The sequence below is a fragment of the Campylobacter sp. BCW_6873 genome, assembly GCF_001762365.1.
In the GTDB taxonomy this organism is placed as follows: Bacteria; Campylobacterota; Campylobacteria; order Campylobacterales; family Campylobacteraceae; genus Campylobacter_D; species Campylobacter_D jejuni.
Genome location: NZ_MJWS01000077.1, coordinates 18,474 through 31,248, shown reverse-complemented (window position 1 = coordinate 31,248; position 12,775 = coordinate 18,474). Strand labels below are relative to the sequence as shown.

Below are 12,775 nucleotides of genomic sequence, written 5' to 3'. Positions count from 1 at the left end.
TTTATACTAGAACTCTTTGAATGTTAGGGTTTAATTTTACTAAAATTTCATAGTTAATAGTATGAAAAAAATCAGCCCAAATATCAGCATCTTTAAACACGCAAATTTCCTCACCAGAATTTTCACAAGAAAAACTATCCATTGACATCTTTCCAAGTATTACTTTTCCATTTCCAAGCACTAACTCCCCTTTTCCATTGTAACGGAAAAGACCATCAGCATAACCCAAATCATAAGTTGCTACTTCCATATCCTTTGCAGCAGTAAAAATGCCTCCATATCCTATACTCTGTCCTTTTTGTAAAATCCTTTGACTTAATCTATGAGCATACAAACTTAAAACTCTTTTTAAATTTGATTCCCCATATCCAAATTGAACAAGCCCAACTCTACAATATTCATCTTCAGGAATTTTCCCTCTAAATAATGCTGCAGAATTATGCGAATGAAATAATAAATTTGAAAAATATTTTTTTACTATCTTTTTAGCTTTTTGAAAATTTTCTTTTTGAACAAAAAAACTTCCATCCATTTCATCTGCACTAGCAAAATGTGTAAACATTCCAGTAAGTTTTAAATCACTACTTCGAATAAGATTTATAGCATGCTCTAAATTTTCTACACAAATTCCATTGCGATGCATGCCTGTATCTATTTTTAGATGTATTTTTATATCTTGCTTGTATTTTTTTACTTGGGAAATATCATTTAAAGCATAAATAAATCGAGAATTTTCATTACCATGAGGACGGTGTGATAGTATTAATATATTCTCAAAAAATTCTTCGATTTCTTGAGCTTCTTCTTCACTCTTAACAGCAACAAAAGAAACTCCTAAATTTTTGGCTAATGGAGCTAAAAGCTTAGCTCCATGTCCATATGCATTATCTTTAAAAACGCAAATTAATCTTTGAAAACTCCCTATTTTTTTAGCAATATGTCTTAAATTATATTCATAAGCTTTTTGATCAATTTTTATTAAAGACATTTATTGCTCTGCTAAAATTTTCATTTTACCTTTACTATCTATCTTAACGTATAAAATTTTATCGCCTCTAAACTGATAGTTTTTAGTGTAATAATCCTCATAAAATGAAATTCTATACATAGTTTCATTTTCTAAATTCGGATAAGGGCTGATATTAATATCTGAAAATTTAATCTTTTTATCTTCTTTACGAGAAAAAATAGATTTTTTCATGGAAGCAAACTGTTCAAATTTCATTTTATCAAAACGTTTAAATTCTTGCTCATCATAAAAACTTAAATAGGTATTAGTGTCACTATTTGTCCAAGCTAGTTTCCATGTAAAAAGATCAGCCAATAAACTAGCTATTTGATCCTTTTTAGCTCTAATTTTTTCTTTTTCTTCTGTCATAACAAAAACTTTTTTGTCTTGCACAACTTGTGCAAATTTCTCCAAATTATTATTAAATAAAGCAATACACCCTCTTGTTTTAAATTCATCAAGTCTAGAACCATCTAAAGGATAGCCATGGATCCAAATACCACCACCTGTTTTTCCTTGTACTTTATCAAGTAAATTTGGATAAGTTGTAGCAAAAGCAAAGGGACCATAATAAGGATCACCTGGGTTAAACTTACGGCCTAACTCATAAAAACCTACTGGCGTTTTCAAATCTCCTTCTATTTTTTTATCACCCATTAATCCAGTTATTATTTCTTTTTGTTCAAAATCTTTTCTTATTTTTCCATCCTCGTAAGAATAAACACGGAGAATTTTATCTGTTTTATTTGCAAGCACGATAGCAACATTATCATCATAATATCCGAGTGAAATATTTTTATCTCCTATTTCACTTAACCAAAAATCCTTTTGAGTTAATTCTTTTTCAATCGCTACGCCAACAGCATCTAATCCTTGATTGAGATAAATTTTAACAAGATCTGAGGCATGCAACATCAATGAAGAAAGTGTAATTAATAAAGTAAGTCGTTTTAACAATGTTTTTCCTTAGGTATTTCAAAATTTTTTAAGTCAAAAATGTTTGTGATTATAATATTTTTTTTCTTAAAAAATATTAATTATATTAATAATGCGACCTTATTTATGATATTATTTTTAATAAATCATAAAGGCTTGTTTTAAAAGGTTGTCTATGGTGGTAAGAAATTTTTTATAGAAATATCTTTTTAGGCATTTTGTTTTTAGCTTTTTATGTATTATATGATAAAAAGAAAGTATATTTAGCTTAAATACATGCCAAGATCTAGCTTGTGACTTAAATTTACAAGATTGTGTTTTTCTTTTAATAAAAAAATATTGAAGTTTCAGCCTACCCAAAACCTATAAAAATTTTCAATAAAACTACTATAAAAATTAAAAATTCTCCTCATTATTCTAATTTAAAGATTAAAATTTATAGTTTAAATTCCTAAATTTATATAGTTAATGGTGATATTCTTATAAATTTTATAGATGGAAGTATTACCAATGATTCTAGATTTAGGGTTGAATTTTTAGACAATAATACTCCAACTGGTTTTTTCTTTGATTGTGATGTTACTATGCAAAAAATTTTCAAACAGGTAACACACATTGAAAGATTTTAAAAAATTTATATTCAAATAAAAATATTTTTTGATATAATGAACAAATGTTTAATGTTATAAAAATAAGGATGCAATATGAAAAAAATTCTTCTCTTAGGCGCTCTTTTTGCTGTAAATCTTTGGGCTGTTAATGATATAGAGGTAAAAAATGCCTTTGTAAAACAAACTCCACCTCATGCGCAAAATAGTGCTATTTTTCTTACCATTTTTAATAATACTGATAAAGATATTGCTTTAATAGGTGTCAAAAGCGATATCAGTGAAGCAAGTGAACTGCATACACATATACATAAAGATGGAAAAATGATGATGCAAAAAATTCCTGAAATTATTATAAAAGCTCATTCAAGCACAGAACTTAAATCAGGAAGTTACCATATAATGCTTTTAAAACTAAAAAAACCTATTATTAAAGATACGAAGGTAAAGTTAGATTTAAAATTTAATAATCACAAAACCATAGAGTTAAAAAATATTGATTCTAAAGAATTTTAATTAATGAGAAAAATTATTTTTATCCTAGCTTTTGCTTTTGTTATTGCTACTTTATATATTATTTTTGATTTTTATATAATAAAAGATTCTCAAAAAATAACAAAAGCTGATTTTTCCACCCCATTGACTTGTGATCTTAATGTTAAAGACTGCACATATAGTTTTAATAATAAAGAAGTCTTAATTTCCCTAAATCCCAAACCCTTACAATCTTTAGATGTTACAAATCTAAAGATTGTAAATCTAGGAAATTATAACAACTTAGGAATTAAAATTTATGGATTAAATATGTATATGGGTGAAATTAAGCCTAAAATACATCGATTAAATTTAACAGACTATGAAAGCAAAATAGTTCTTGCTACTTGTGTTTTAGATACTATGCGTTTTAGGGTAGAATTTATGGATAATAATAAACCCATAGGGTTTTATTTTGATTTTGAGCTAAAAAAATGAAAAAAAATATTATTTTATTTATAGTTATAGTTGCCATTATTTTAGGTGTAATATTTTTTATTAAAAATCATCAAAATTCTTATGATTTTATCTTGAAATCAGATTTAAAAGAGGAAGCCACCCTAAAAGATTTTAAAGGAGATAAGCTTATTATCTATTTTGGATACACTTATTGCCCTGATGTTTGTCCAGCAACTCTTAGTTTAGTAGGCAAAGCCTTAAAGCAAATCAATAATCCTAAGGCTCACCTTCTTTTTATTTCTTTAGATCTAAATAGAGATAATAACTTAAGTAATACAAACGAATGGTTACGATACTTTTACCCAAAAGCAGATGCTTTAATTGCAAAAGATGAAAAAACTCTTCAAAAAATAACAAAACAATATAATGTTCAATATCAAAAAATAGATCTAAATGATTCTTTTATGGGTTATTCTATAGCACATAGCAATATGCTTTATCTTATTGATGAAAAAAGTCATTTTTATAAAGAAATTAGCGATTTAAATCCACAAGAAATTTTAAGAGAACTTAGAATTTTTCTAAATTCTCAATAATTATACTTAAGCAAAAAGATCAGTTGAGAGATATCTTTCAGCCGTATCGTTTAGCATAGTTAAAATTCTTTTATCTGGAAATTTCTTTGCTAGCATACTTGCGGCAAATACATTTGCTCCACTTGATATACCTACCATTAAACCACTTTTGGCAAGCTCTTTGGCTGTATTTATAGCATCTTCATTGCTTACCGTGATCACTTCATCTATAACTTCTTTATTTAGAATAGCAGGTATAAAATTCGCCCCTATTCCTTGTATTTTATGGCTTCCCGCTTCACCTTTGCTAAGCAATGGAGAATTTAGAGGCTCGACTCCAACAATATGCACTTTTTCTAATTTTTCTTTTAGTATTTCCCCAACTCCACTAATAGTACCGCCAGTTCCAAAACCAGCTACAAAAATATCAAGCTTATTATCCAAATCTCTTAAAATTTCTAAAGCCGTATTCTTACGATGCGCATTTTTATTTGAAATATTTTCAAATTGAGAAATCATAAAAGAATTTGGAGTATTTAACAATATTTCATTTGCTTTATCAACCGCTCCTTTCATTCCTAAATTCGCAGGAGTTAATTCTAACCTAGCGCCAAAGAGTGTTATCATTTTTCTTCTTTCTAAACTCATAGATTCAGGCATTACAGCAATAAATTTAAGTCCCAAATCTGCACAAATCATAGCCAAAGAAATTCCAGTATTTCCACTAGTTGCTTCAACTATTGTAGTATCTTGATTAATTTTTTTACTATCTAAAGCATCTTTAATCATTTCAAAAGCTGCTCTATCTTTTATAGAATGACTAGGATTTAAAAATTCACATTTAGCAAAAACATTGATACCAAATTTTTTCAAATGTATAATGGGAGTATTTCCTATAAGCTCACTTACTTTTTCATGTACTTTCATAATTTTAATATCCTTTTTTATTTAATAATGGTAGTTTTATAAAAGTTTAAAAAAATAAAGTAAATAAAAGATGCAAAATATCCGAATCAATCAAGAAAGAAGGCTAGAATTTATCTAGCCGAAGTTTTATTTTTTCTTTTTGTTGCTTGCTTTTGCAACAGCTTCTTTAAGGTTTTTACCTACCTTAAATTTTGCAACTCTTGTAGCAGGAACTTTAATTGTTTTTCCTGTGCTTGGTACTCTAGCTTCTCTAGCAGCTCTTTCTTGAGTTGAAAAAGTACCAAAACCAATAAAACTGATGCTATCACCTTTAGCTAAAACATCAGTAATAGTAGAAATAACTGCATCAGTAGCAGTAGTAGCGTCTTTTTTTGTTAGCCCAGCTGTTTGAGCAACTAATGAAATGAAATCTGCTTTAGTCATAAAAGCTCCTTTGTTTTAATTGAAACGCCTAATTTTAGCATATTTAAAAAACAATATCAAGTAAAAAACAGCTTTTTTTAAGTTTTTTTCAAAAAACTTTATTATTTTTTCTTATATCTTTCAAATTCTCCGCTATTATCAATTTCATTACCAATTTTCTCGTATAAATCATAATAAAATTTAACAAATTCTTTACACTTAGGCATAATAGGAAGAAAAATATCATCTTCAATTTCACAAAATCTACTTAAAAACTCTTTTGCATCAAGTCTTAAAGCATAGTGTTTTGCCAATTCATGATAATTTTTTAAAGTTAGTTCTTTAAATTTTTCATAATGCCCTAAATCAAAATTTATCTTCAAATTATTATTTTCAAAAATCAATACTTCACTTTCAAAAAGCAAACTAAGATGAATAAGTCCTTCTGTATAATAAGGTCTAACTTCATCAACCCTTTGCCAAGAAATAAGTCCAATAGCCCTTTTTATAAGTTCATGAAAAACAGGCATTATCAAGTCATCTTGTTCGTGATAAAAGAAATTTATAAGTCCACCTGTAGTAGCTTTATATTCTTCTATATTTTTAAAAAAACCACTCTGATTCATTGTTTTTTCAGTATCATTAGCAATAAAAAATATATGACCAAATTCATGGCCTATAGTTGATACTTCATAAACCCTTTTCCAAATTTTTTCCTGATAAAATAAAATATTTCTTCCAAAATCTAAAAATTCTTTATCAAAAATCTCGCTAGAAATTTTCATAAAAGGCTTTGTTTTAGCATTTTCATATACAAAATTTATAAAGGCAAATATTTTTTTGCCCGCCTTAGAACTTACAAACTCATCATTTGGAACGACTTGAGCTGAGAATAAACCTTTAAGTTCAGCACCATAAAATATCATCGGAGTGCAAATATAAAGTTGAGTTTTTTCTATATTAGATAAAACTTCTTTTTCTAATTCACAATCTTCAAGTCCTATATTTTTATAAACATGTTCAAAACTTTCCTTAATTTCACTACCAAATTTCAAAACATCAAAATCATTCTCATCTTCTATTCTTATATCCCATTCTAATGCCACCGCATGAGTATAATTATCTTCATAATATTCTAAAGGATGTCCCACTTGTAAAGGTGATTTTACTTTCATCCAAGCAAATTCAGCTTCTTGCCAAGCTTTTATAACTCTATCTTCATCTTTTTCGCAAAACGCTAATTTTAATTTTTCAAAATATTCTATATAAGCTTTTTCCTCTTCGTTGCTAGCAAATATTTTTAGCTGATCAATCATATTTTCAAAAGCAAATTCTAATTTTAAAATTTCATTCTCGAAAAATCTCGCATAAGGAACAAATTTCCATAAATTTCCTATTCTAACTAAAACACCATAGCTTCGCTCACAAATTTCTCCTTCTGAAGTTTTTTGATATAAACGATTTTTACGCAAAAATTCCATTGCATCATCTAAATTTGGAAATTGAGTAGATAAAATTTTATTATTTTTTTTTATAATTTCTTTAGTCCAAGAAATTTCAAAAATATTCATAATTAAACCTATATTATGCACTCCTTGTATTAAGGACTGATAAAAATTATTTAAAAGCTTTTTCTCTTTTATTTCATTAATTAAATTTTGATGTTCTTTTTCATAAAACTTTCTAATCTCTTCATAGAACTTATGTTTTAACTCTATAATCTTATCTTCCTTAAAGTTGTTTTTTTTCCATTCTTGAACTAAATTTTCTTCTTTTAAATCAACCAAACGCCTAAGTATGGCTAGCATAGTTGTTTTATCTTGTTTTAATTCGCTTAAAGAAATCAAAGATCTAAAATACTCGCCCACATCTTCTTTGTCTAAAAACTCATATAACGCATTATTTCTTTCTTTGTATTTTCTAACCAATTTAGCTATTTCTTTAAAATTATTCATACTTTTATTCTCCTTTTTAACTTTTTTAATTATAATTCATTTTTTAAAATAAGGAGTAAAAATGAGAGATATGGGAGAACCAAAATTAAAAATTGTAGCCATGCCAAGTGACACAAATCCAGCGGGAAATATTTTTGGCGGATGGATACTTTCACAAATCGATTTAGCAGGAGCTATCGCAGCAAGAGAACTTTCTCCTGAACGCGTTGTAACCATCTCTATGGATAAAGTAGTTTTTAAAGAACCTGTTTTTATAGGCGATATAATTTCTTGTTACTCTAAAGTTGTAAATGTGGGCAACACTTCAATCAGCGTTGAAGTAGAAGTCACAGCTCAAAGAGTGGATTCTCAAGGTTGTACTTCTTGCATTAATGTAACTTCGGCTTTAGTAACTTATGTAAGTGTTACAAGAGATGGAAAGAAAAAGCCTATTAGTGAAGAACTTAAAAGAATTCATGGCTTTTTAAATGCTTAAAGCTTATTTTGTATGATAAAAACTTTATCCTTTAAGCTTATCAGCATTTATTTAAACCGCCACTATTATATTTTTTATCTAGACATTCTTTGAAAAATTCCCCTCTGGTTTTTGGAATTTTTCCTGGATGTTTTTGTTTCATGTGTTCTAAATACTTATCATAACTAGAAAGTCCCACCAAGGGATGAAAAAACCTTTCGGCTTTTTCATAATAATACTTAAATTTTTTGAAATTCATCAATCTTAATATACTTAGTTTCTTTAAGAGGAATTTTAATTTTACCTAAACAAATTCCTATACAAGAAATTATAACAAGCAAGGTGGCTATCATAAAGAACACACAAAGAATTGCATTAAGTAAATTTCCAACTTTACTTTGAGTGGCTATTAAAATTTCTTTTTTAATTGTAGAAATTTCTTTTTCATCTTTAGTATTATTTAATTTAAATTCTAAATCTTTAATTTTTTGACTTTGTATGCTAACGGCGGCTACATGACTTACCGCATTTGCTACTTTATTGCCTTCTTTATAAGGCATAATTTTTTGAATTCCTCCATACAGAGTTGCCACTAAGACAAATACCGCAGGTATTAAAGTAACCCAAGTATATCTTGCCTTGCCCATTTTTACAAGTATAGTTGTAGCAAGAAGCAAAGCCATACCCGCAAGCATTTGATTGCTCACGCCAAAAAGAGGCCAAAGCGTATAAATTCCCCCCTTAGGATCAATGGCGCCTTGATAAAGAAAATATCCCCAACCTGCAACACTTAAAGCCGTAGCCAAAAGTCCAGCTAGATAATTATGAATATCTCCTAAAGGTTTATAAACATTACCCAGTATATCTTGCACCATAAAACGACAAGCCCTTGTTCCAGCATCTACCGCTGTTAAAATAAATAAAGCTTCAAACAATATAGCAAAATGATACCAAAAAGCCATCAAATCCACGCCGCCAAAAAGTTCATGCAAGATCAAAGCTACACCTATAGCAAAAGTTGGAGCTCCACCTGTTCTTGAAAGTATAGTATGCTCTCCTATATTTGTAGTCAAAGCAGTAATTTCTTCAGGAGTAATGCTAAATCCCCAACTTGAAATAGTTTGTGCTACACTTACAACATCTGTTCCTATCAAAGCAGAGCTTGAGTTTATAGCAAAATAAAGACCTGGATGTAAAATACAAGCACAAATTAAAGCCATAATCGCCACAGCACTTTCAGCAAGCATAGAGCCATATCCAACAGCTAAGGCGTGAGTTTCGTTTTCAAGCATTTTAGGAGTAGTTCCACTAGAAATCAAAGCATGAAAACCACTGATCGCACCACAAGCAATGGTAATAAATAAAAATGGAAATACTCCACCTGCAAATACTGGACCTGTTCCATCAAAATACTGAGTATTTGCTTTTGGCATTTGCAAATCAGGAGCAACCAAAACAATAGCTACAGCCATTACCACAATAACACCGATTTTCAAAAAAGTTGAAAGATAATCTCTTGGAGCAAGTAAAAACCACACAGGTAAAACAGAAGCAATAAAGCCATAAGCCATCATAACAACTGCTAAAGTTGGAGCTTCTAAAGTAAATATTTTAGCCCAATAAGGATCAGCAGCTACAACGCTACCATAATGAATAGCCAAAATTAAAAGCACAAAACCTATTATAGAAGCCTCCCCTACTCTACCTGGGCGGATAAAACGCATATAAATTCCCATAAATATTGCTATAGGAATAGTCATTGAGATAGTAAATAAACCCCATGGAGATTCTGCTAAAGCTTTTACAACCACCATAGCTAAAATGGCAATAATAATAAGCATAATGCCAAAAATCGCCACCATAGCAACTCCACCTGTAAATTTACCCATCTCATCCTTAATCATCTCGCCAAGACTTCTACCTTTTCTACGAGTAGATATAAAAAGAACAACAAAATCATGCACAGCACCCGCTAAAACTCCTCCTACTAAAATCCAAAGCATAGAAGGCAAATATCCCATTTGAGCAGCCAAGATAGGTCCTACTAATGGACCTGCTCCTGCAATAGCAGCAAAATGATGTCCAAATAATACAGCCTTATTTGTAGGCACAAAATCACGCCCATCATTTTCTACAAGCGCCGGTGTTGCGCGATTTTTATCAAGTTCTAAAACCTTATAAGCTACAAAATGCCCATAAAATCTATATCCTATCATATAAATACATACAGCAGCAACCACCAAATAAATCGCTGATACACTTTCGCCATTTTGTAAAGCTAAATAACCAAAACAAATAGCGCCTAAAGTTGCAACAAGCAACCATAAAATTTTAGTACTTAACTGAGTCATATTTCTCCTAAGAAAATAAAATATTTTCAAAGAATAACAGATTTATAGATTAAATTGTATAGAAAGATGTTTAGTTTTTTCACATTTTTAAAAAATATATATTTTTTGTTTCTTTAAGTAGCATAAAAATGAAAAGCTTAAAAACAATCTTTAAGCTTTTTTAATCTAAATAAAGAGAGAATTTACACTTTCGTTATGATAAACACGACGTATTACTTCAGCAAAAACAGATGTAACACTTAATACTTTAATATTTGGTAATTGCTCTTTTAAAGGTATGGTATCTGTTACTACAAGCTCATCTAAAGCTCCACTTGCTATTCTCTCATAGGCTTTTCCACTTAAAACTGCATGAGTACAGCAAGCCATAACAGATTTTGCACCTTTTTCTTTTAAAGCTTCTGCAGCTTTAACTATAGTGCCAGCAGTATCAATAATATCATCTACTAGGATAACTTCTTTATCTTTTACATCTCCAATGATGTTCATTACTTCACTTTCATTGGCTTTTTCGCGACGCTTATCAACTATAACTATATCAAGTCCTAAATGCTTTGCAACACTCCTAGCTCTTGCAACACCGCCTATATCTGGACTTCCTATAATAGCATTTTTAAAATGTTTGGCTTTAATATAATCATTAAAAACTATACTTCCATAAAGATTATCTACTGGAATATCAAAAAAACCCTGAATTTGTCCTGCATGCAAATCTATCGTAGCTACGCGATCAATCCCAGCTGCCTGAATCAAATTAGCCACAAGTTTAGCAGTAATTGGCACTCTAGGATTTGCTTTTCTATCTTGTCTCGCATAGCCAAAATATGGGATAATAGCCGTAATCGAATTTGCACTTGAGCGACGCAAAGCATCTGTAAGAATTAAAAGTTCCATTAAATTATCGTTTGTAGGAGCACAAGTACTTTGAATAATAAAAACATCCTTTCCGCGTACGCTCTCATCAATTTGAACACTAATCTCCCCATCACTAAACCGTTTTACTCCAGCATCGCTTAAAGGCAGGGAAAGATATTTAGAAACTTGTCTTGCAAATTCCACATTAGCTGAGCCTGAAAAAATTTTATAACCTCGCATAAAAAACCTTAATCAATAAAATTATGAATTAATACAAAGGATTTTAATAAAAAAAATGTTAAAAACTGCTGTAAATTTAAAAAGCTTATATAAAAATATAAGCTTTTTTAAGAAATGTAAGCTGTCTTTTTGGCATAATATCTTACCAACATAGAAAGTGAAAAACATATTATAAAATAGATTCCTGCAACAACACCTATCATCGCTAAAATTTCTTCAAAACTTCTTAGTTTTGCCAATATAGTTTTTGAATTATAAGTAAGTTCAGCTATACCTAAACCCGCTAAATAAGCTGTATCCTTTACAGTGGTTACAATTTGAGATAATAAAGCAGGTATTATTTTTCTAAAAGTTTGTGGTAAAATAATATAAAAAAGAGTAAAAAATTTACCAAAACCTTGAGAATAAGCTGCTTCAAACTGACCTTTTGGTATAGAATTTAATCCACCTCTAATAATTTCAGCCATAACCGAACTCGTATAAAGTGAAAATCCTATAGTACCCCAAAAAGCTTGAGGAAATTGTCCAAAAAATACAGGTAGAACAAAACAAGCTGCAAGCATCCATAATAATAAAGGAGTATTTCTAAAAATATCTATATAGCAAGCTGCTAAAAATTTACTTAATCTATCCCCATAATTTTTAGTTATAGCTAAAAAAGTTCCAAAAACAATCGAAATAATACAAGTTGCTAAGGCTATTTTTAATGTCAGAAATAAACCTTGCATTAAAAATTCAATATTTTGTGCATTAAAAACATTTTCCATTAACAACCCTTTATCTCGTTAAATGTGCTTTTTTTAATTTATTTTCATAAGCCTTTGCAAAATAAGCCAAAGGATAACAAATTATAAAATATAAAACCGCTGCAAATATATAAGCTGGCGCATAATTTCCATAATCAGCTGCATAACTATCAGCAGAATGCATTAACTCAGCTCCACCTACAATAAGCAATACAGAGGTATTTTTGATTAAATTTACCATTTGATTTGTCATCGGTGGTAAAATAATTCTAATGGTTTGAGGTACTATGATATAACGCATTTGCTGAATATAAGTAAACCCTTGAGAAGCAGAAGCTTCAAACTGACCTCTTGGCACAGCCAAAATTCCACTTCTAACCACCTCGCTTACATAAGCTCCGTGATAAGCCCCAACACCCAATACACCAATAGTAAATATATCAAGTCTTATACCTAAAACAGGCAAGGCATAAAACAAAAAGAAAATTTGTATTACCAAAGGAACATTTTGAAAAAGCTCTACGTAAATTCTAGTGTAGGCTCTGATAATTTTAAATCTACTTGTAGCCATAACTCCGCCTATAGTTCCAAAAATTGTAGCTATAAGCAAAGCAAGAATGCTTACTTCTAAAGTATAAATAAAACCATTAATAAAAGCATCTTTATTATCCAAAGCATCTAAAAATTTCCATACCGCAAAAGGGCTTATACTATTTTCATCATATAAACCCCAAGAAGTAAGAATTTGTCTTAAATGTTCAACAAAACCTACACTTTCATTCAT

Annotated in this window: 14 protein-coding genes and 1 pseudogene; 5 read left to right on the top strand and 10 right to left on the bottom strand. The window is 29.5% G+C overall.

Annotation, left to right across the window (positions count from 1 at the left end; all coding sequences use genetic code 11):
• Window position 1: 1 nt before the first annotated feature.
• A complete protein-coding gene (locus tag AJ932_RS06695) occupies window positions 2-988 on the bottom strand; it encodes an alanine racemase (RefSeq protein ID WP_002861602.1) in 987 nt (328 codons plus the stop codon).
• A complete protein-coding gene (locus AJ932_RS06690; protein ID WP_004305957.1) occupies window positions 989-1,966 on the bottom strand; it encodes a murein L,D-transpeptidase family protein in 978 nt (325 codons plus the stop codon). It lies immediately after the preceding gene.
• A gap of 167 nt (window positions 1,967-2,133) precedes the next feature.
• Here AJ932_RS06690 and AJ932_RS10800 point away from each other — a divergent pair.
• From AJ932_RS10800 to AJ932_RS06670, 4 genes and pseudogenes are all read left to right on the top strand, one after another.
• Window positions 2,134-2,564 (top strand): annotated as a pseudogene (locus AJ932_RS10800) (hypothetical protein).
• An 85-nt stretch (window positions 2,565-2,649) separates the two neighbouring features.
• Complete coding sequence (locus AJ932_RS06680; protein ID WP_002861604.1) at window positions 2,650-3,069, top strand: copper chaperone PCu(A)C; 420 nt, start codon at window positions 2,650-2,652, stop codon at window positions 3,067-3,069.
• A 3-nt stretch (window positions 3,070-3,072) separates the two neighbouring features.
• Window positions 3,073-3,525, top strand: coding sequence for a hypothetical protein (locus tag AJ932_RS06675; protein ID WP_002861605.1), 453 nt, complete (start codon window positions 3,073-3,075; stop codon window positions 3,523-3,525).
• On the top strand, window positions 3,522-4,082 hold the full coding sequence (locus AJ932_RS06670) for an SCO family protein (RefSeq protein ID WP_070278557.1): 561 nt from the start codon (window positions 3,522-3,524) through the stop codon (window positions 4,080-4,082). The genes AJ932_RS06675 and AJ932_RS06670 overlap by 4 nt, the downstream gene beginning before the upstream one ends.
• 6 nt (window positions 4,083-4,088) lie before the next feature.
• Here AJ932_RS06670 and cysM read toward each other — a convergent pair whose 3' ends face one another.
• The 3 genes from cysM to ciaB all read right to left on the bottom strand — a co-directional run bounded on the left by cysM (window position 4,089) and on the right by ciaB (window position 7,345).
• Window positions 4,089-4,988 (bottom strand): cysteine synthase B, encoded by a 900-nt coding sequence (gene cysM / locus AJ932_RS06665; protein WP_070210065.1) that lies wholly within the window; start codon window positions 4,986-4,988, stop codon window positions 4,089-4,091.
• A gap of 126 nt (window positions 4,989-5,114) precedes the next feature.
• Window positions 5,115-5,411 (bottom strand): HU family DNA-binding protein, encoded by a 297-nt coding sequence (locus AJ932_RS06660; RefSeq protein ID WP_002861608.1) that lies wholly within the window; start codon window positions 5,409-5,411, stop codon window positions 5,115-5,117.
• 101 nt (window positions 5,412-5,512) lie between these two features.
• Window positions 5,513-7,345 (bottom strand): invasion protein CiaB, encoded by a 1,833-nt coding sequence (ciaB, locus tag AJ932_RS06655; RefSeq protein ID WP_070278555.1) that lies wholly within the window; start codon window positions 7,343-7,345, stop codon window positions 5,513-5,515.
• Window positions 7,346-7,406: 61 nt separating this feature from the next.
• Between ciaB and AJ932_RS06650 the strand changes: the two genes are divergently transcribed.
• Window positions 7,407-7,820 (top strand): acyl-CoA thioesterase, encoded by a 414-nt coding sequence (locus AJ932_RS06650; protein WP_002853544.1) that lies wholly within the window; start codon window positions 7,407-7,409, stop codon window positions 7,818-7,820.
• 40 nt (window positions 7,821-7,860) lie between these two features.
• Here the strand turns inward: AJ932_RS06650 and kcuS are convergent, their stop codons facing one another.
• From kcuS to AJ932_RS06625, 5 genes are all read right to left on the bottom strand, one after another.
• The gene (gene kcuS / locus AJ932_RS06645) at window positions 7,861-8,058 is read right to left on the bottom strand and encodes a KCU-star family selenoprotein (protein ID WP_002867452.1); all 198 of its coding nucleotides are present in this window, start codon (window positions 8,056-8,058) and stop codon (window positions 7,861-7,863) included.
• Window positions 8,039-10,150, bottom strand: a complete 2,112-nt coding sequence (locus AJ932_RS06640) for a carbon starvation CstA family protein (RefSeq protein WP_044779231.1) — start codon at window positions 10,148-10,150, stop codon at window positions 8,039-8,041. The genes kcuS and AJ932_RS06640 overlap by 20 nt, the downstream gene beginning before the upstream one ends.
• Before the next feature lie 165 nt (window positions 10,151-10,315).
• A complete protein-coding gene (locus AJ932_RS06635; protein WP_002861611.1) occupies window positions 10,316-11,245 on the bottom strand; it encodes a ribose-phosphate pyrophosphokinase in 930 nt (309 codons plus the stop codon).
• A 107-nt stretch (window positions 11,246-11,352) separates the two neighbouring features.
• Window positions 11,353-12,012, bottom strand: a complete 660-nt coding sequence (locus tag AJ932_RS06630) for an amino acid ABC transporter permease (RefSeq protein WP_002861613.1) — start codon at window positions 12,010-12,012, stop codon at window positions 11,353-11,355.
• Window positions 12,013-12,022: 10 nt separating this feature from the next.
• Entirely contained in the window at window positions 12,023-12,775 is a 753-nt protein-coding gene (locus tag AJ932_RS06625) for an amino acid ABC transporter permease (protein WP_002853332.1), read from the bottom strand.